General features: G+C 35.2%; 26 protein-coding genes. 5 read left to right on the top strand and 21 right to left on the bottom strand.

Features of this window, described 5'->3' with window-relative positions; all coding sequences use genetic code 11:
* Positions 1-1,042 precede the first annotated feature (1,042 nt).
* The 21 genes from AC5LW9_RS09645 to AC5LW9_RS09545 all read right to left on the bottom strand — a co-directional run bounded on the left by AC5LW9_RS09645 (position 1,043) and on the right by AC5LW9_RS09545 (position 14,861).
* A complete protein-coding gene (locus tag AC5LW9_RS09645; protein ID WP_493455786.1) occupies positions 1,043-2,218 on the bottom strand; it encodes a site-specific integrase in 1,176 nt (391 codons plus the stop codon).
* The gene (locus AC5LW9_RS09640) at positions 2,215-2,433 is read right to left on the bottom strand and encodes a hypothetical protein (RefSeq protein WP_464321514.1); all 219 of its coding nucleotides are present in this window, start codon (positions 2,431-2,433) and stop codon (positions 2,215-2,217) included. The genes AC5LW9_RS09645 and AC5LW9_RS09640 overlap by 4 nt, the downstream gene beginning before the upstream one ends.
* A 68-nt stretch (positions 2,434-2,501) precedes the next feature.
* Positions 2,502-3,053 (bottom strand): DNA N-6-adenine-methyltransferase, encoded by a 552-nt coding sequence (locus AC5LW9_RS09635; RefSeq protein ID WP_493455785.1) that lies wholly within the window; start codon positions 3,051-3,053, stop codon positions 2,502-2,504.
* Positions 3,054-3,144: 91 nt separating this feature from the next.
* Complete coding sequence (locus tag AC5LW9_RS09630) at positions 3,145-3,555, bottom strand: DUF3850 domain-containing protein (protein ID WP_493455784.1); 411 nt, start codon at positions 3,553-3,555, stop codon at positions 3,145-3,147.
* Positions 3,542-4,330, bottom strand: coding sequence for a polymer-forming cytoskeletal protein (locus tag AC5LW9_RS09625; RefSeq protein ID WP_493455783.1), 789 nt, complete (start codon positions 4,328-4,330; stop codon positions 3,542-3,544). The genes AC5LW9_RS09630 and AC5LW9_RS09625 overlap by 14 nt, the downstream gene beginning before the upstream one ends.
* Positions 4,331-4,332: 2 nt before the next feature.
* A complete protein-coding gene (locus AC5LW9_RS09620; RefSeq protein ID WP_493455782.1) occupies positions 4,333-5,157 on the bottom strand; it encodes a hypothetical protein in 825 nt (274 codons plus the stop codon).
* 341 nt (positions 5,158-5,498) lie between these two features.
* Positions 5,499-6,353: a phosphoadenosine phosphosulfate reductase domain-containing protein gene (locus tag AC5LW9_RS09615; protein WP_493455781.1), complete on the bottom strand. Its 855-nt coding sequence runs from the start codon at positions 6,351-6,353 to the stop codon at positions 5,499-5,501.
* Positions 6,354-6,439: 86 nt separating this feature from the next.
* Positions 6,440-6,853, bottom strand: a complete 414-nt coding sequence (gene ssb / locus AC5LW9_RS09610) for a single-stranded DNA-binding protein (RefSeq protein WP_493456614.1) — start codon at positions 6,851-6,853, stop codon at positions 6,440-6,442.
* 49 nt (positions 6,854-6,902) lie between these two features.
* A complete protein-coding gene (locus AC5LW9_RS09605; RefSeq protein ID WP_493455780.1) occupies positions 6,903-7,430 on the bottom strand; it encodes an HNH endonuclease signature motif containing protein in 528 nt (175 codons plus the stop codon).
* Between the two features lie 47 nt (positions 7,431-7,477).
* Complete coding sequence (locus AC5LW9_RS09600) at positions 7,478-7,741, bottom strand: hypothetical protein (RefSeq protein ID WP_493455779.1); 264 nt, start codon at positions 7,739-7,741, stop codon at positions 7,478-7,480.
* A 4-nt stretch (positions 7,742-7,745) separates the two neighbouring features.
* Entirely contained in the window at positions 7,746-7,928 is a 183-nt protein-coding gene (locus AC5LW9_RS09595; protein ID WP_493455778.1) for a hypothetical protein, read from the bottom strand.
* A gap of 2 nt (positions 7,929-7,930) precedes the next feature.
* Positions 7,931-8,116: a hypothetical protein gene (locus AC5LW9_RS09590; RefSeq protein WP_493455777.1), complete on the bottom strand. Its 186-nt coding sequence runs from the start codon at positions 8,114-8,116 to the stop codon at positions 7,931-7,933.
* A 428-nt stretch (positions 8,117-8,544) separates the two neighbouring features.
* Positions 8,545-8,712 carry a carbon storage regulator CsrA gene (csrA, locus tag AC5LW9_RS09585; RefSeq protein WP_493455776.1) on the bottom strand — a complete coding sequence of 56 codons (168 nt, stop codon included), beginning with the start codon at positions 8,710-8,712 and terminating at the stop codon, positions 8,545-8,547.
* 9 nt (positions 8,713-8,721) lie between these two features.
* Positions 8,722-9,633 (bottom strand): recombination-associated protein RdgC, encoded by a 912-nt coding sequence (locus tag AC5LW9_RS09580; protein WP_493455775.1) that lies wholly within the window; start codon positions 9,631-9,633, stop codon positions 8,722-8,724.
* A 25-nt stretch (positions 9,634-9,658) separates the two neighbouring features.
* Complete coding sequence (locus AC5LW9_RS09575; RefSeq protein WP_493455774.1) at positions 9,659-10,210, bottom strand: hypothetical protein; 552 nt, start codon at positions 10,208-10,210, stop codon at positions 9,659-9,661.
* A gap of 34 nt (positions 10,211-10,244) precedes the next feature.
* Positions 10,245-11,063 (bottom strand): hypothetical protein, encoded by an 819-nt coding sequence (locus AC5LW9_RS09570; RefSeq protein WP_493455773.1) that lies wholly within the window; start codon positions 11,061-11,063, stop codon positions 10,245-10,247.
* Positions 11,056-11,880 (bottom strand): PD-(D/E)XK nuclease-like domain-containing protein, encoded by an 825-nt coding sequence (locus AC5LW9_RS09565; protein ID WP_493455772.1) that lies wholly within the window; start codon positions 11,878-11,880, stop codon positions 11,056-11,058. Before AC5LW9_RS09565 ends, AC5LW9_RS09570 begins: the two co-directional genes overlap by 8 nt.
* 263 nt (positions 11,881-12,143) lie before the next feature.
* A complete protein-coding gene (locus AC5LW9_RS09560; RefSeq protein WP_493455771.1) occupies positions 12,144-12,422 on the bottom strand; it encodes a hypothetical protein in 279 nt (92 codons plus the stop codon).
* A gap of 495 nt (positions 12,423-12,917) precedes the next feature.
* The gene (locus AC5LW9_RS09555) at positions 12,918-13,691 is read right to left on the bottom strand and encodes a DUF1828 domain-containing protein (protein WP_493455770.1); all 774 of its coding nucleotides are present in this window, start codon (positions 13,689-13,691) and stop codon (positions 12,918-12,920) included.
* 10 nt (positions 13,692-13,701) lie between these two features.
* Positions 13,702-14,178 carry a hypothetical protein gene (locus tag AC5LW9_RS09550; protein WP_493455769.1) on the bottom strand — a complete coding sequence of 159 codons (477 nt, stop codon included), beginning with the start codon at positions 14,176-14,178 and terminating at the stop codon, positions 13,702-13,704.
* A 32-nt stretch (positions 14,179-14,210) separates the two neighbouring features.
* Positions 14,211-14,861, bottom strand: a complete 651-nt coding sequence (locus AC5LW9_RS09545) for an XRE family transcriptional regulator (RefSeq protein WP_493455768.1) — start codon at positions 14,859-14,861, stop codon at positions 14,211-14,213.
* A 132-nt stretch (positions 14,862-14,993) separates the two neighbouring features.
* Between AC5LW9_RS09545 and AC5LW9_RS09540 the strand changes: the two genes are divergently transcribed.
* The 5 genes from AC5LW9_RS09540 to AC5LW9_RS09520 all read left to right on the top strand — a co-directional run bounded on the left by AC5LW9_RS09540 (position 14,994) and on the right by AC5LW9_RS09520 (position 17,356).
* Positions 14,994-15,212 carry a transcriptional regulator gene (locus tag AC5LW9_RS09540; RefSeq protein WP_493455767.1) on the top strand — a complete coding sequence of 73 codons (219 nt, stop codon included), beginning with the start codon at positions 14,994-14,996 and terminating at the stop codon, positions 15,210-15,212.
* Positions 15,213-15,277: 65 nt separating this feature from the next.
* Positions 15,278-15,730 carry a YmfL family putative regulatory protein gene (locus AC5LW9_RS09535; protein ID WP_493455766.1) on the top strand — a complete coding sequence of 151 codons (453 nt, stop codon included), beginning with the start codon at positions 15,278-15,280 and terminating at the stop codon, positions 15,728-15,730.
* A 2-nt stretch (positions 15,731-15,732) separates the two neighbouring features.
* A complete protein-coding gene (locus AC5LW9_RS09530; RefSeq protein WP_493455765.1) occupies positions 15,733-15,960 on the top strand; it encodes a helix-turn-helix domain-containing protein in 228 nt (75 codons plus the stop codon).
* Positions 15,960-16,676 (top strand): phage replication initiator YdaU family protein, encoded by a 717-nt coding sequence (locus tag AC5LW9_RS09525; protein WP_493455764.1) that lies wholly within the window; start codon positions 15,960-15,962, stop codon positions 16,674-16,676. The genes AC5LW9_RS09530 and AC5LW9_RS09525 overlap by 1 nt, the downstream gene beginning before the upstream one ends.
* A complete protein-coding gene (locus AC5LW9_RS09520; protein WP_493455763.1) occupies positions 16,676-17,356 on the top strand; it encodes a replication protein P in 681 nt (226 codons plus the stop codon). Before AC5LW9_RS09525 ends, AC5LW9_RS09520 begins: the two co-directional genes overlap by 1 nt.
* Positions 17,357-17,358: the final 2 nt, after the last annotated feature.

The following is a 17,358-nucleotide window of genomic DNA, read 5'->3' as shown; positions in this document are numbered from 1 at the left end:
GGTTGATTTCTTGAATTTTCGGACTTTTCCCAAATCTTATTGGTCTCACGATAATTTTTTGTGTATCAAACAATTTATTTTGTTAGAAATGGTACTCAAATATGATTTATTGCCAATTTCGAAATTAACCAAGAAAAAAATTATAATGATAAAACATTTATAAGTTACATCAAACTATTTGCTAAATCTAAAACGTCGAAATTGAGATAATGATTTTTAGTTGAATTAGTTAATGAAGTAAACAATTTAATTAGTTCTGTTAACCAAATAATTACTGCAATAATAATTCATGATGATAATAAATTACTTTTAGCAGAGAAAATAAGAGATTTGCTTAATAAAATTAAGGCAAATGGAGTTTATCTTGACAAAGATAATAACTCGGGTTCAATCATAGCCAGTGCTAAATGGTTAAAAAAGATTGGTAATATTCGACCTACAGATCTATTTTGATATCTTTGGGAAGATCTTAATGTGATAAGGTAGTGGTGATTTACCATGATTATTGATAACAAATGTTGATATTGCCCATATTTAACAATTAGTTTTGGTTTGATTTTTCTTGTTTTTATTAAAATAATTTAAACATGATTATATTAATTTTTTATTTATGACGATGCTTTCCTTTCGTTTTTTGGTACATAGTGTTACCAGTCTTTATAACAGGAATATTGTCGATGTAGTTTAATAGAAATCAACGAGAAAAGCCGAATAATAGAACTTACTATCTATAAATTAGGATAGTTTACTGTTATTTTAATTGATTTTATTATATCACTGCTTGCTATTTTAGCTGTATTCGATTAGTGAAAATTTTATAGGAAACAGACTTAAGATCAAAATAGCTATAAATTCTTAAGAAGAATGGTACGCCCGGGTGGACTCGAACCACTGACCCCCACCATGTCAAGATTAGGCTTCAATTGATAAAAAGATAAATAAATACAAGAAATTAAATTAAATACAACTGTATGGAAAAACAGGGATTTTAGGGAAAATAGGGATTATAAATATCAACAACTTAGACGGAGTTTTACCCCGCCTAAATTACGATTTGAGCGTGAGGTACTTCGACCCATTCAATATGGTTTCTGGTGTAAACTTTAGTTGATTTCTCATCGCTGTGAGCCATCCTAGCCTGAGGATTTATGCCTTGTTGCTCAAAAAGATGTGCTGACAATGCCCTTATTTCGTGAAAAGTAGGGCGGTATTCTATTGGTAAATTTTTCATTACTCCTACAGCGTCTCTGACGGCAGTAAAAGCCTTGCTCAGATAGCCAGCGTCAACTTGGGTATAATGATCAACATTTTTACTCTGTTTGTTAGCCTTTTCAGGCATTCGATGCACAATGTAGGGGCTTAGAACTTGATCACGGCTTCCATCAATAATCCTTTTAAGCTCCTCACCGATAGGTATTGATATATGAGCAGCCTCTTTGTCTTTAGTTTTTTGACGATTTATATATAAGTGCCCATATATCCCGTTTATGGGCTCATCAAACCAAATACACCCACTTTCACCGTACGACGGTGATTTTATCGAGTATTTTATTCTAGTGACCTCCAATCTTGCTTGCGAGGTTTGTAGAGAAATCTCCATAGCTGTTTTTAACCATAATGGAGCATGATTTTTAATTCTAATGAAATCTTCCAATGACAGGCGTTTTCTTTTTTTGCTATCTAGTTTTTTAAGCTTTTTCCTAGTAGCTGGATTATCCATCATTATTGACTCATCTACAGCATACGAAAATAGTTTTTTCAAAAACATAACTTTTCTATTTTGAACTTCTGCTGATCCGTTTTCGTGATATTTTTTCAAATATAAATTAACATGCTCTAAATCAATATCAACTGACGGGATATTGCTAAAAAATTCTTTAGCGCGCATTGCATCATTTAATAGTCCTTGTTTAACTCTTTCAGATAGTTTTTCCTCTCTAAAAATTCGTTGTATTAAATGATCAATGTGGTTAGAGAATGGTGCATATTCTCCTTTTTGTCCGCCAGATTCCATTATTAATGTTTCTGCTGAAACAATATTTTTGTATCGCATACGATTGTTATATTCTATTGCAATAGCAATGGCTCTCGACTTGTTATTGCCAATCAGCTTACGCACTCCGTTTATCAATGTTAATCTATATTGTTTTTTTGATTTATCATATACTAAATACGGTGGCAGCTCCTTGTACGGTGATTTTCTAGGTCTTGCGTTCATGCTGATGCCTTAACTAAAATTGCCACTTCAGTTCTAATTGACGGATCAATTCCAAATATCTCATTTTCATAAACCCACAAAGAACCACTATCGTCAACTAATCCCCTAATTTTGCCATCCTCGATCCATTTTTTTAATGTTTTTCGATGTGGTATAGAATTATCTGCAAATTGGGTTTTTGCCCATATTGACGCCTTAACTAGTTTAGTTTGCATGTTGTAAATTCCTCCTGATTATTTCCATATATTTAACCTATAACTGAATATCATTGTTACACGCATAATTACCCTCGCTCATAATTAACTATCACGTTTCCACATTTGAACGGAACGATCAAAATTAGGCAGGTTTCAAAACTGCAACTATTCTGTGAACGTTCACCGTTGGGTAACAGAAATTGATATCTACCGTCAGGAACATAGATAATACAGTCCTGATTGAGGACATTTTCATGCCACGCACGGGTTGCGGGAGTGTAGGGCATAACCATTAAAATTTTGTGTAACGATGATTTAGATTGCTTGATGGCTTTTTGGAAAAACTCCCATTTTTTCGAAAATGGCGGATTACAAAACATCGGTAAATGTTTACAATGGCAACGCTCATTTTTAACAAAGTTATGTTCATCCCATTCAACTGATGGGCTCAATGCGTCAATATTTTCATCAATATACGCGGTTGCTATACTTATCGCTGTGTCAGCATCTTTCGCGCAAACGTCAACACTAAACCGCCACGTATTTAATAGCAATTGAGCATCTCTAATTAGGTTTCCTGGTGTTCGCCAATAATCCTTTTCTGATTTTGGCGTGTTAGATTGATTTAGATTGACCATTAATATTTACTCCTCAACTGACCCTGATCCAAAATGACAAAAAATCGCTTCAAACCCTTATCGTACAAGGGTTTGTCATAGTGATCGTAAATTATTTTTTTAGAGAGCTAGCATACGCTAGTAGCTCTGCTCGATACTGTTGTTGTGGCGGGAATTCTTTACCAACTAAATTAATGTATGTTTCGCTGTCGGCTTTTTTAACAGCTTCTTCTATCCCTTGTGCTTTTATCTCGTCAATCTCTCTATTTAAATAATCTGAACTTGGCATGAAAAAACTCAGCATCACATAATCTGTCTGTAAATACCGGTTATCATCTAAAACGTGTGTAACAATGACCGCGCAATTATTGCCAGTAAAATTACCATTCTCGTCAATTTCATTTAGGATTAGAATATCGCCCACCTGATAATTACGGTCGTTGTATCTAATTTCCGCAGTTTTAGTGCCGTTGATGACATCGACATAATGTTCTGATTTGATTTTTAATTTATGTTCGACCATGATTTTTACTACTCTCATTTACACTGAAAAAATTCTTTATAAACGCAATGGTCACCTTGTACTGCTCTAAATATAAAGTATTGGTATTTTCAGCTAAAAATTTACTCGTAAATTCGTCCAGAGTTCCATGATAGCGCCCTATGTTTAACGCTATACCTCCTCGTTTACTGCGATACGCGGTTAGGATGTCGTTATCTGGTCCTATAGGACTAATGACTAATACATCGTTTGGTACAGAAATAAATGCATCGTCATGTATAAAGGCTTGTGTTTTTAAAAATAATTCGGGCGTAGCTACTGCTATTTCAGCACTGTGAGATACGTACGTATTTCCACCAACGCACGAATGCCTACTGACAATAGCATTTCCACCTATCCACGCGCGCTCGTACACGTTAGCGTGATCTTTTATAATAGCCCGCCCGCATACAAATACCTTACCTTCCACCGATGCAAAATCGGTTAAAATGGCTTTACCACATACATGCGCCCTATGGTAAACCCTTGAATTTTTGCTAACGATAGCCTTTCCATTTACTTCCGCTTTATAGAAAACTTTGCCGTTTTCTATCACACGTGCACTGTTAAAAACTTTAGCATCGCTATATACCCAAGACTCGCCGTGATGGGAAAGATTCGCTTCGCTCTGTACAAATCCGCCCAATTCTCCCTGTTCGACATTTCCAAAATCTCGCAGCGCTCTAATTCGGCGCAGAGTAACTCCCGACCACTCTATTGACTCGTCGGTTAATTCAAATTTTTTATTGTCTTTCATAGTTACTCCTGTGTACGGTATCGAATTGCGTAATTCCAACCATGTATAAAAAATCCATAATCGTTACAAATTTCACCTACGGTAAGGTTCATTTTATGATGCCCACAAGCAATCTGAACATCTTTCCATGCAAGTTCTCTTGCTTTATCCATTTCTGCTTGTTCTTCTTTTTGTTTTTTCTTAAGACGTTCCCTTGCAAGTGCATGTTCTTTTGCAAGTTCTTTCGTTTTCAATTTTGTAACCTCATCAAATTTCTTTATACCCCATACGATCGCGTAACAGAGCCATATATAATGGTATCTATACTGCCTGGACTCTACCCCCCAGAACTCTTCAAAATCAAATCCATTACAACTAAAATTATTCACAGCCTCTCTAATCTCCAATTCATTTTTTGAGCATAAAATTTTACGCCTGAATTCGTCGCGCAATTTTCCCTCATCCTCATTTGACAACTCATTATCTGCCAAAAAATCATCCAACTCTTCTTGAGCGAGATTCTTAACTTCGTCTATATCAAACTCTAAAAAACTAACGTCTTTTGCCTCATATGTGGTTGATTGAATTTTTTCACCCCAATATGATGGGTTAATTAACAATTCATCAGAACGGAAAAACCTGAACATATCCTCACATCTAAAAAAAACTAATGTGCCCATGTCTCCAGTAATCATTAAATATCCGGGAACTGTAGTAATGTTGAAATGCATATCGTAGGTGAATGGCTTCTTAAATGTTAAATGCCGATAAACTCCATTATTTTGATGAATAGTTAATTCGTGGTGTTTTACGTCATCTAAAAATTGTTCTAGTGTTGGTTGGGTCATAATTTCACCGTCTCTGTTTATTAATATGATTCTGTGCCTTGATTTAGATAGGTTAGGGTGGGTTAGTCGTTATCTAGTACGATTTTTGTTTTTATTTTTGGGACTATTTTTTGGATATCCATATTGGCATTGCAATACCCATCCCTCAGCCGTATGGCGTAGCATGAGCTATTTTTGTCTATCGATTTGATATAGATATCATTTTCATATATAAATGTTTCACCTGCCTGCAAGTCATAAAACATGGTGCTTTCTGTGTTAAGCCCTTTATCAATTTTCGTCTATTTTTTCTCCTAATATTAAAAAACCGCTCTAGGAGCGGGTTGTATCTAATAATTAATTTAATGATTTAAATCTAAATCTAAATCTAACTGGCATGAGGATATTTCGCATGATTCGGAGCATGAACCTGAATCAAACCCTCGATTACCTCGTATTGTGTTAGCTATTTCCTCTCTCGAATACCGTTGATACATAGCTATGATTGAAATAAGCGAGTGATTACCACGGTACATTATTTTATTAGCCTGTTGTTCGCGTTCTACAACACGGATGTTAGGGTCGTCAATCAGATTAATAAAATTCTGTGCCATTTTATGTTCATCCCTAGTGGCTAACGCGATTTTGCTAATTGATTTTTTTATACAAAAAACACAATTACCTAAATGTTCGGGTATCTCTAAATCAAACGGTTGGCGTTTCCACCAGTTGATTATGTCCTGTTTATCAAAATCGGAAATCTCGGCTAGAAATTTGTAGCCGTCTTTAGGTTTTAACCGTTTCGGTTCATCAGCACGTATACCCAGCCACGTTTGATAATTATTTTTACCGTATTTCTCATTACAATATCGTGTAAACGGCTCCAGTTTCATTGCTCGAGTGCAAAATGCGCCTCCCAAATAGGGTAATCCATATTTATAACAAATATCGCGAAACGGCTGTAAATCCTGCGTTAGCTCATCTAACGTTATTTCACGGTAGGAATTTGCCTGCCCGAGTTCTGGATTGACCACAACTCGCAAACACGTTAATTTTATACCCCAATGTTCTACTATATTTTTGATAAATTCATAGGTTTTCGGGTGTTCAGCTCCTGTGTCCATGAATATAAAATCTGTATCAGGATGAGTGTGCATTAGCTGATAAACCATATATGCAGACGAACGACCGCCGCTGAAACTAGCAATGTTTTTCATGATTTTTACCAAAAGAAATTGCGCGCCAATAATCAGCGCAGATATTTGTGATAAATTAATAGAATAGGGTGGTTGTTCATATTTACCTACCATGGAATATCGTCGCTAAAATCCATTGGTGGTTCTGGTGCTTTAGGTTGTGGCGTAGGTACGTTTTTATTTTGTTGGCGCGATGCTGTATTTTGGGTACTGTGTTCCCTATCATCCGCACCGTTTTCTCGTGAGCCTAGAATTTGTAAAGTTCCACCGATAGGATTAATGACTACTTCTGTTGTGTAACGATCTTGCCCTGATTGGTCTTGCCATTTTCGAGTTTGTAGCTGCCCTTCAAGATAAACTTGAGTACCTTTTTTGAGGTATTCACCAGCAATTTCGGCTAATTTACCAAAAACGACAACTCGATGCCATTCAGTGCGATCACGGGTTTCACCAGTTTGTTTATCTTTCCATGATTCTGAGGTTGCTACACTAAAATTAGCTACAGCATTTCCATTTGGCATGTAACGGACTTCAGGGTCTTGCCCTAAGTGACCAACTAAAATTACTCGATTAACTCCACGTGCCATTGCTATTCCTCTTTCTTGATTTATTGGATAACTTATCTTCATAGCGATGTAATCGCGCATGAGCTGATCTAGTCATTAATGCTAAATTATTAATATCATTGTTCGTTTTATCACCATCTATATGATGAATACATTCATCATTCAATAATTTTCTTCCCAAGCGTTTTTCAAAAATAATCACATGTAAAGATTTGCCTTTATTTTCTCCTCTTGTTATTTCATAGTATCCACTTGGTTTTAAAGAAACCCCTTTGGCTGTCTCATCCGCTTTCTTTTGCTTTGCTTTCGATATATTGCATTTCCATTCATTTGTAAAAACTCGGCTTATACCTTTATTAGACGATAGCCTGCCGTTTTTTGCAGCTAAACGAACTCCGTCAGCTCTTGACCTGAGAATGTTTAGCTTTTTTAAATGATATCTAACAGTGCTTTGGGATTTACACAGGGTAATTGATATTTGAGGAATGCTTAAACCTTGATTGTATAATAATGCTAAATGTTCTTTATCCATACCGCCTCCATTAAAATCACCTTGTTTATTCCTCGGTTTGCCATCGATTATTCCTTCATATTTAAATTTGATTTTATTTGAGCCTGTATTTTTTCTATTTGAATTTTTAAACGAAAATTTACAGTCTGAATTGCATCAGATAGATTCATAAAAAATATATAATGCTTTTTATCAAAACAACTTTTACCACAATAGAACCTGTGCTCTGTGATTTTTGATATAATCAATCTCATCGGTTCTACATTTTCTTGAGATGCAAGCCACACTACATCACCAACCTTTAGCTTTTGCCATTCTTCTACTGTAATCATGCCGTTACTCCTCAAATTCAATATTTTTTATTCCATGCCCTTTTCCATCATAAGAATTTATGATTTTTCTGTATTTAAAAGGCGCACCCTCAACTTTCTCAAGCGCCTCTTCTTTTGTATCTGCTTCAACTTCAAATTGATATGTAATTTCTACTAACTGCACAAACGTGCCTGTAAATTTAGCCATAATTAATCCTCCAAAATTTCATAACTAGTGGTAACTATTTCAGGCATGAAATTATCATGAATTTGTTGTAAAAATAGTTCCTTGTCGTCTGATTCATCATATTCGCTTTTATCAATCTGAACTATTGTTGAATAAATTTGACCATTCGATAATGTCGCTGTAAGTTTTATTTTCATTTTTTCTGACATAATTAATCCTTAACTTGTTTAGCTATTTTCTAACTCCTGTTTCTTGATGAATTCTTTTAAATACTTGAGAACACAATCATTGCAAATGATGGCATCTGTCACCCACTTGTACGAAAAATTTATTTTCAGGCTCAATTTAATTGATGAATCTAAACTGTGGACGTTCAAAATATTTAAAATGTCTGAGGGAGCTGTGTTTGATTTTTTTTGACACATGTCACATTGATATGTGATGTCGGTATGAGTTTGTATTGTCATTTCCGTACTCCTATTTTTAATTTATATAGGTTGTCACTCTGTCGCCATCGGCGTGACTACCGACGAAATAGGATAACGTGGCCTGTATATTTCAAATCAGCGGGCTATCCTGATAAAGAGCAGGGTCACTGCTAACACTGATTATCACCGCATATACCAGACGAAATTAATTATTTTTGCGCGTCAATTTTTTTCTGAATTTCCTCTCTGTTCACGGACACATTTTTGGGCGCATTAATACCGATTCTGACTTGATGGCCTTTCAAACCAATAATAGTCACAACAATATCATCACCAATTATTATTGATTCGCCTACTCTCCTAGTTAAAATTAGCATTGGATCTCCTTATATAATTTTTTCGAATACGTGTTTGATGTCATTAATTGCATTTGATAGGGTTTTAGACATTAAGAAAAAATCAGCTTCAAGCCGTTTATCAATTTCATCTGAGCTTATATCTTCGTTTTTATCTAGAATAATAGAATCAAATTTAATTTGTTTAAATGTTAGGTCAGAATTGACGATAAAGTTAACGCCTCGCTCATCACTAATTTTCAATTTAGTAATCCATTTACCAGAATCAAAATGAACGCGCATTTCATCGCTTGTAATTTCTTGATTTTTACAGCTAATAATTCCGTTGCCTTCAAGTGGATCTTTAAGTTCAGCTTGGTCACCTAACATAAAGGGTGATAAATTGAGCTTCTCTTTAACCCATGTTGTCATAATCTGTTCAAGCGGTTTATCAATTGATAATGGAGTTAATGCTAATGTTCCAAGTTCTTTACGTAAAATTGCTAGAATATCTTCGGCTTGTTTAAAACTACTACAATCAACAACAATACGTTTGTTTTCAGTATCAATCCAAAGCCAATAATGATTATATTTACTAAAAGCCCTTGGCATTAAGTCAATCATAACTTCATCTTTTAAGTTAGCTTTCTCGTTTTTTGTTAGTTTCCTACTCAAAGCTTGTTCTTGTTTATCAATTTTTTCTAATAAAGTTTGTTTAATGACGGGCGCTGGTAATATTTTGGTTTCTTTTTTTATACGTAATAATAAATGTCCTTGCATATCGACAATAAAATCATTTTGATTATTATCATTATAAGGTGAAACCCAACCCATTTTTATCGTGTCAAAGTCACCACATGGTGTAAACAGGTGAGATTTAATTGCTTTTTCAATAAAATCTTTGTTGAATAAACTGTCATTATTCAACCCATAAACTATTGCATTTTTAAAAAATATATTCATATTATTTACTCCAATAAAAAACCGCCTATTTGGCGGTTACTTTCTTGAACGGGTCGGGTTTGCCCAATTTTTCGGCTAGTTCACTGATGCAGTCTCGGGCTTTTTGTTTGTATTCCGAGGCTATGTGACTACCATATTTTCTATCAACAGCATCTGCAAATTCTGAATATGTCCCAGCAAAACAACCCGCTGCAATTAAGAAATCATCGTTTGCCCAAAATGCAAATATTGTTCGTCCAATTCCACCGCAATTTTCGCTGTATGCGACATTTTTTATTTTATGCGCATCTAAATAAACATAACAATCATCATAAACCGTCAGATTAGACGGTAGGCGGGTTACATTTGTTTTTGTCAAATCCAGAATATATGCGACTTTTAAATTTTCAGGTAGTTGAATTTCAATATCAGAATCATGACAAATAAATCCAAACTCAAAATCTGTATTTTCAGGAATAGAAATTGGTCCTACCCCACCTAATTCATCAATCGCTAATTGTTCCTGAACTACCACAGCTCCGTCCTGAATTTCATAATCAATACGTAGATTATCTAATAACTCTAAAAATTTTTTCATAATCAAATCCTAGTAAAAACCCTCACTAGGAGGGTTATGCTATTTCTTCATTTAATTGTTTAACTGAATTGTTTTGAGTATCCACAACAACAAACCAATCGCTAACTTTTGACATTCCGTCTCTTAAACTCACATATATTTTTTTGAGTTGTAAATATTGAGCTGGTCTCAGCGCCTCTAATTTGCATTGCAATCGCTCTTGGAGTTGCTCTATTGTGACTTGGAACTCATTATTAAAAGCATCGGAAAGATTTTTTATTGTTTCAGGCGTTATTTCAACATTAGCTGCCAGCGTTACCTCACATTGTTTTTGCGCTGCTTCTACAACATCGCCCGGTATGACGCCAAGAATACATGCTCGCAATCGTCTAGCGCCCTGATTGGCAATCATTTCGTAAATATCGCGAGGATCGGTTAACTTGGTTCGACCGCTTTTTTTAGTGAATCGAACGTGAGGCACTGTGAATGTTTTTACTTGTCTTGTATTTCTTTCTATATCCCATGCGAAAGCCTCAACTGTTGATTCGTTATCGTTTTGTTCAAGTTCCCTGATTCCAAATTGAAGATTGCCCCACTCTTGAGCTATCGCTTCGGCTAGTCTAATAGACGGACCTGTAACATCCATACCACCTCGTGGGTAGCTATATAATGCCCCCTCAGCTAACGTTTGTCTTGTACAGGCGTTTAGTATCCGATCCATTGCTTGAATTGGGTCTCGTGGGAATTTTTTAGCTATAATCATAGCCGCTTGAACTTCTTGGATAGCTCTTTGGCTTTCAATTTGCGTTAATGATGTGTTTTTCGTTTCGCTTACTGAATTATTTGTGAAAACGTTGATAACCTCGTTACTCATAGTCCTTTCTCCTCGCCCAATCTGGGCGTTGTATAACTTCGAATCCGTGCCATGTGTTATTTTTGATACACTCAGCATATGTATTTAAATCGCGTCTAAATAATTGATGCCCTACATCTTTGTCATAATCATCTAGAACAAAAACCCTGACGGGATATCTCCCGCAATCAATAGTTTCACTAACAGCTATAAATACAAAATGAGGAACTATCCCAAATTGTTTTTTATAACCCTCACAATACATGGCATCCTGTACGTGATAGCGATAAAGCTCTATGCTCCGCCCAAAATTTTCAATATCATTGGTTTTTTTTATATCAATGATCATTGATGTTTTGTAATTACTGATTAGCTTGTCAGGTCGGATTTTGCAGAGTATTTGCGTTTCATCATCTATCCAGTAAATTGACGACTCATAATGTCCATCCATTTCAAGAAGTTTTTTTGCAGTAGGATGAGCAAACGCGCTGTCACGCATTAGTAATAACTTATTCTTTTCTTCGGATGTAATTAAGATTTGATTATTGATAGTGGCAAGTTCCACCATTTGTTTAAATTCTTCCTTACCAGCGTTTGTGCGTCTATTAATAGGTTCAGGAACAATAAACCGTTTATCAAATTCATCAGGTTCCAACAGTAGACAGTGCAGGGCGGTACCAATATTGAGCGCCGCTTTTTTTTCTTCACATTCGGGAGCTTTTTTCTTCCACTGGTAAATAGCTGGACATTTAGCTATATAATCTAAATTAGATTTGCTGACGCCGTCACCATTGTGATAATCCTCATTAGATATGTCGTAGTAAATTCCTGATTTCATGTAATCACCTCGACGCCACATCTAACATCCAGCTAAACAATATAAATAAACTACCAAACAATAAAATTAGGGCAGAAAAAAAGGCGTACGCCTTGTCGCCCTTAGTTAATTTCTTGTGTCGGTTTGTAACGTTTGTACAACCGACATAATCAGTCGGGAGGTTGTCCATATATATTTTATTCCTCATATTCTGTAAAAAAGCCCCATTACTGGGGCAAGCGGATGTTGAAATGAACAGCGCTTTTTTAGGCAAGCGCCCAGCCTTAATGTTGAAACTTTTTATTAAATTCGAAATTAGCTTGCGAATAACAAATATCGGTCACAAATTGGTTGTAGATATCGGCGTCAATACTTTTGCTTTCCAACTTGATTTTTAGTAATTCAATAATTTGCCAATCATTGCTATTACCGAAGTTTCTGATTAACTCTTCTGCTCGACTTTCAATCCATTCTTTTTTAGCGTCTTGCATCTCTGAATCATCTATCATGTTGCAATATGCTCGTTCGTGATTATTTTCTACATGTTGATCTAAAGTTCTCATAATCAATCCCGTTTTCCTTATTTCAAATTCAAGCCCACTATTCAAATGGGCTTTGATTTGAATGCTGGTTTGATGCCTCACAGCTGGCAATGCGTTCCCTCATTCCGTTTCACTATTCAACAGCTTAGAGGGAGCTAGGCATTTCGTTCTGAGATGAGCTTCGCTTTCACACTGTTTACTTAAGCAACTCTTTCTGAGTTGTCCCGACTTTCCTAATTTTTAAAGAGCTAACAACTTTTGTTAAGTTGTGTTGTTTTGATGTGATTATTAAAACATAAGTTGTTGTTTATGGCAACACCTAAAGTTGTTAAAATACTACTAAAGTTTTCATTTTTTACACCTAAAGTTGTTATTTGTTTGATATAATTGAATTTTATAATTAATTGATTGATTATTTTTTAAGCGATTATTGATGTGGTTTATTTTTAGTTATGGAGGTTTAATAAAAAACCCACTCGAATGGTGGGGGCAAATGTGTAAACTGGGAATTTAGTATTATTGCTGTTTTAATGGTTGTAATTTATCTATTAAATTTGTCAAAGGGACAGCTTTAGCTAAGGAGGATATTATTTTTATTTCTTCCGCTGCTTTTTGATTGAAAAAATCATCTCCTCTATTATCTACTATCACAAGTATTTCTCTTTCACCTAAGGCGTTTCCAGTAACAACATCTCCAACTTTCCTCATTACAGATCCTACCGCATTAGGAGTTGGGTTAATTGCTAATACTAAATTTTTACCAAACTCAAAATCAAACCTATATTCATGGTTAGAAATTCCTTTTACTCTTGGGTTTCTCATTATTTTTTGTTTAGGTTTCCAAGCCTTCAAGTACATTTCAACTTCATCAGCTAAATTATTTATAGAACTGGAGACCCCTGCAATTTCTCTTTCATAATGCATTATAGCGCACATTGCAGAAATATAATCACATAATAATAGTGATAACTTATCTTTGTTGGCCATTCCAATTATTTCACCATTTTTAGATAAACTAATATCGCTATGAGTACAATCTAACTTGTCTCTTATTATGTTCCAGCTTTTATTGCTAGTAAGTATGTTATTAACCTTTAAATTAAAAATAGTTTCGCCATCATCCGTTATCAATATCTGTGAGCCATAATCAATTATATAAAAAGATAAAGGGCTATTATCAACCCACAAGTGATCCGTTTGAATGCTCAATGCTTTCTCTCCTGTTATTGTTTCAACAGGATTACATCTAATAGATCTATTCATCTCTAAAATAGTGCAGTCAAATGTCATTTTTTTACTCTTAATATATTGTGCCAGTGAAGTTTAAATTAACTTTACTGCAAAAATAGCCAAACCAATTAGAAATCTCTTCCACTTCATATATTTTATTGATTTTTATTACATCTTTTCCAATATGCTCATGACAACCGTAGATCGTGTTAAATCCATCGTGGCTACTCTGTTTATTCTCATCGCAAGCTTCTACTTGATAAGCCCTCAGTTTCACACGATCTTTAAGTTTGAAAAGGGTTATAACTGTTTTTTGTGATGATTTAATTCTAATTGGTTTTTTATAATCAACTTGGATTGATACACTAGGTAACGTCCCTTTTAAATAATCATTAGCATCTAACGGTATAAAATTTGCAGATAAATAATTTGCATTATTTGCTGTAGAAAGTTTAATGTCAAATTCATATAATTTAGGTAATGACATTAATTTTTTTGATTCTATTGTATCCAAACAATATAAATGTTCTTTTCTTACCTTTTTCATTCATATTCCCTTATATTTCATTTAAATGATATTTAGATATCGTGCAGGCCCAGATACCGTATTGATTTAACAATAGCTGAAATAAACATGACTTTATCAACCTGATTTTCATCAATAGTAATAGGGGGGTGATCTTGATTTACACTGGTAAATCTATATACATAATCTCTATGGAATTCTAATTTTTTTATCATGTTACGTCCATCTTTAGTTCTCACCAATACCTCATCACCAGAACGGGGTGTTATGTTAGGTTCAATTACCACAAATTCACCAGAGTTAATGCGTGGAAACATTGAATCCCCCTGCACTTTTAACGCAAACGCATTCGGGTCATCGCTATGAAATTTTAATCGCCCATTGAAGTCTTCATCCATTTGAAAGACGTCATTTGTTCCCATTATAGCTGCTCCTTTTACTTTTATTGACCCCTCTTTTATGTTGCCAACATATTCAATTTCATTTTTCTGTTGACTATTTTCCATTTCACCATCGCCACTGACTAGCCAGTTTAAATTAATGTTTAAATAATCAGCAATTTCATATAGTTTTCTATTACTGGAAGTTTTCCCATTCATTAATTTCCAAATTGTTGTCTGAGAAACCCCAATGCCTTCGCCTAAAGTAGCCTGAGATATGTTTTTTATCCTCATAGCTAAAGTTAATCTGTCTGCAAGGCTCATATAAATCTCCGCGGGTTTTGATTGAAACAAAATACAACCTAAGTTTTTAAAAGTAAAACAACATAAGTTGTTGACTAATGTTTTACTAAATGTTAAATTTTTACAACTTATGGTGTTAAAGAGAGGTCGCAATTGGAAAACTTAGCAATAAAAAAAGCTATTTCAATTGTTGGAAGTCAAGCCAAATTAGCTAAGGCTTGTGGAAAAACACAAACAAGCGTTTGGAAATGGGCTAATAACAAATCGGACGTTAGCCCTGAAATTGTTCCATTAATTGTTGCAGCAACAAACGGCATGGTTAAAGCTCATGAAATTAGACCAGATTTACCAATGCTGTTCCCTCACGAATAAATTGTTATGTTTTAAATATACACAACAATTTTTTTTAACGTAACCCAAACCAGAGGGCATTAAATATGGGTAACAAAAAGAAACTAATAAATGACCTATTGAATAGCATAGACGGAGGCGTTGAGGTAGCCGCTAGCTATCTAGGTTTATCAATATCAGCATTTAATGATCGACGTTACGAAAACAAAGGTACTAGATTTTTCAGCGGCGATGAACTGCTGGCACTGCAAAATTTGAGTAAAACTGCATTAGTTGCTGAATTTTATGCCGAACAGGCTGGTTGTCTAGTTGTAACCAAGATGAAAGCGGAGCAGCTCGAAAATTTCGATCTATACATGATGAGTCTGGAGGCTGCCAAAGCTAACGGCGCTGTAGCAACAGCGATTCATGATGCTATAGCAAATGACGGCGTTATAGATGAACAGGAGGCTGAGGATATTAGACATAAAACCGATATTGCTAACAAGCTTAATAGAACGCTCACAGAAAACACAATTAATTTGCATAAGAGTCAATAAATATGACCACTCTAAAAACCAAAAAAACACTGAGCCAATGCGAACGAATATTAACTCATTTGCAGAGTGGTAAAACAATTAATCCGTTACAGGCGTTGAATTTGTACGGCTGTTTTAGATTCGGCGCGCGTATCTACGACCTGAAACAGGCTGGTTTTGATATTGATAGCCGTTTAGTCCATGAGAATGGTGTTCAGTACGCTGAATATTCGATGAGAGGTATTGAGTAATGAGCCAGTTTATAGCTAATTCGTTTCAAGTTCCTAATGCTGTCGTTGATGAGTTAATGGCGAAAATGTCAGCCAATGCATTGCGCTGTTATCTCCTAATAACTCGTAAAACTACTGGCTGGGGTAAAAATAGCGACAAAATCAGCGCGTCACAGTTTATGGATTATTTGGGAATCAAGGACAAGCGAACTATTTACACGGCGCTAACTGAATTAGCTAATTTAGGGTTAATTAATGCTATTAAAAATAATGGTGGAATAACTGAATATTCACTAGTTTTAGAACCGTCCGAACCGGTGACAAAAAATGCAGGTACAAAAAATGCTACCAGTGACAAAAAATGCATTGAACCAGTGACAAAAAATGTACCTGCCACCAGTGACAAAAAATGTCACTCTACAAAAGACACTATAAAAAACAATATTACAAAAAAAATAAACAATGATTTTGACCCTATGACTGTCAAACCAAAAAACGTGAGTATTGACGTTTGGAAAAACTGGATTGATTACAGAAATTCGTTAGGTAAAAAACTACAACCGCAATCATGGTTAAAACAATCTCAAATGCTGGAGGCACAAGCAAATCCTGAATTGATAATTAACCAATCGATCATGAATGGTTGGCAGGGGCTGTTTCCTCTCAAGAATAACGCTGCTGTTAGCAACTCAAACGACACGTCTTGGGTAAATAATCTTGATGGAGAAATGTTCTGATGAAAAATATTGCTGAATTAGTCCCGCAAATCAACATCGTTAACGCCGTTGACAACTCAAAAAAACAACAGCAGAAAGAACAGGTTGCGGAGGTTGTAAATAAATTATTTAGCCAACTTAGAGCTGCATGCCCTGCAATGTTTCACACTCTAAATCATAACGACGAGAACGCAATTAAACGGCAATGGATAGTAGGTTTTATCGAGAACGGAATCAATCCAGCAATGATTAATGCGGGTATGCGTATAGCCAGACAGCAGAATAACCCGTTTATGCCATCGGTAGGGCAATTTATTGGATGGTGTGAACGGGGGCTAGCTGAACAATACGGGCTACCAACCGCAGAAAATTTAACTAGGGCCGTTATTGAATTCGGTAAATACAAGGGGTTTGATGATTTTTGCAATTACGATTACGGGAGTGATGCTAATTACTGGCTAATAAACGATCTTCACCGATTAATGCTGGATGAAAATTTGGGAAAAGAAAAATTGTTAACCAGAGCAGAAAAAATGATTAGCGAAATGGCAAAAAAAATAATGACAGGCTGGATAATTCCAACGCCGAATAAAGCATTGCCTAAAACCGTTCAAGGAAAACCGTTATCTCGTGAGGGACAACTGTCAAAGTTGTACGAAATCAAGCAAAAATTTGGTTTTGGTCATGTTACATCGAGTTAACC

This window comes from Gilliamella sp. LMG 34360 (genome assembly GCF_984568995.1).
The sequence above is the reverse complement of the archived record's forward strand: the minus strand, read 5'-3'. Positions and strand labels throughout refer to the sequence as shown.

Bases quoted from the DNA above. Each gene is read 5' to 3' on its own strand.
- AC5LW9_RS09600 (WP_493455779.1), bottom strand. From the start codon at position 7,741: ATGATTACAGTAGAAGAATGGCAAAAGCTAAAGGTTGGTGATGTAGTG.
- AC5LW9_RS09535 (WP_493455766.1), top strand. From the start codon at position 15,278: ATGGGTAACAAAAAGAAACTAATAAATGACCTATTGAATAGCATAGAC.
- AC5LW9_RS09520 (WP_493455763.1), top strand. From the start codon at position 16,676: ATGAAAAATATTGCTGAATTAGTCCCGCAAATCAACATCGTTAACGCC.
- AC5LW9_RS09575 (WP_493455774.1), bottom strand. From the start codon at position 10,210: ATGAAAAAATTTTTAGAGTTATTAGATAATCTACGTATTGATTATGAA.
- AC5LW9_RS09525 (WP_493455764.1), top strand. From the start codon at position 15,960: ATGAGCCAGTTTATAGCTAATTCGTTTCAAGTTCCTAATGCTGTCGTT.
- AC5LW9_RS09560 (WP_493455771.1), bottom strand. From the start codon at position 12,422: ATGAGAACTTTAGATCAACATGTAGAAAATAATCACGAACGAGCATAT.
- AC5LW9_RS09550 (WP_493455769.1), bottom strand. From the start codon at position 14,178: ATGAAAAAGGTAAGAAAAGAACATTTATATTGTTTGGATACAATAGAA.
- AC5LW9_RS09545 (WP_493455768.1), bottom strand. From the start codon at position 14,861: ATGAGCCTTGCAGACAGATTAACTTTAGCTATGAGGATAAAAAACATA.
- AC5LW9_RS09590 (WP_493455777.1), bottom strand. From the start codon at position 8,116: ATGTCAGAAAAAATGAAAATAAAACTTACAGCGACATTATCGAATGGT.
- AC5LW9_RS09605 (WP_493455780.1), bottom strand. From the start codon at position 7,430: ATGGATAAAGAACATTTAGCATTATTATACAATCAAGGTTTAAGCATT.
- AC5LW9_RS09630 (WP_493455784.1), bottom strand. From the start codon at position 3,555: ATGGTCGAACATAAATTAAAAATCAAATCAGAACATTATGTCGATGTC.
- AC5LW9_RS09635 (WP_493455785.1), bottom strand. From the start codon at position 3,053: ATGGTCAATCTAAATCAATCTAACACGCCAAAATCAGAAAAGGATTAT.
- ssb (WP_493456614.1), bottom strand. From the start codon at position 6,853: ATGCCAAATGGAAATGCTGTAGCTAATTTTAGTGTAGCAACCTCAGAA.
- AC5LW9_RS09595 (WP_493455778.1), bottom strand. From the start codon at position 7,928: ATGGCTAAATTTACAGGCACGTTTGTGCAGTTAGTAGAAATTACATAT.
- AC5LW9_RS09620 (WP_493455782.1), bottom strand. From the start codon at position 5,157: ATGACCCAACCAACACTAGAACAATTTTTAGATGACGTAAAACACCAC.
- AC5LW9_RS09530 (WP_493455765.1), top strand. From the start codon at position 15,733: ATGACCACTCTAAAAACCAAAAAAACACTGAGCCAATGCGAACGAATA.
- AC5LW9_RS09645 (WP_493455786.1), bottom strand. From the start codon at position 2,218: ATGAACGCAAGACCTAGAAAATCACCGTACAAGGAGCTGCCACCGTAT.
- AC5LW9_RS09615 (WP_493455781.1), bottom strand. From the start codon at position 6,353: ATGAAAAACATTGCTAGTTTCAGCGGCGGTCGTTCGTCTGCATATATG.
- AC5LW9_RS09565 (WP_493455772.1), bottom strand. From the start codon at position 11,880: ATGAAATCAGGAATTTACTACGACATATCTAATGAGGATTATCACAAT.
- csrA (WP_493455776.1), bottom strand. From the start codon at position 8,712: ATGCTAATTTTAACTAGGAGAGTAGGCGAATCAATAATAATTGGTGAT.
- AC5LW9_RS09625 (WP_493455783.1), bottom strand. From the start codon at position 4,330: ATGAAAGACAATAAAAAATTTGAATTAACCGACGAGTCAATAGAGTGG.
- AC5LW9_RS09640 (WP_464321514.1), bottom strand. From the start codon at position 2,433: ATGCAAACTAAACTAGTTAAGGCGTCAATATGGGCAAAAACCCAATTT.
- AC5LW9_RS09570 (WP_493455773.1), bottom strand. From the start codon at position 11,063: ATGAGTAACGAGGTTATCAACGTTTTCACAAATAATTCAGTAAGCGAA.
- AC5LW9_RS09555 (WP_493455770.1), bottom strand. From the start codon at position 13,691: ATGACATTTGACTGCACTATTTTAGAGATGAATAGATCTATTAGATGT.
- AC5LW9_RS09580 (WP_493455775.1), bottom strand. From the start codon at position 9,633: ATGAATATATTTTTTAAAAATGCAATAGTTTATGGGTTGAATAATGAC.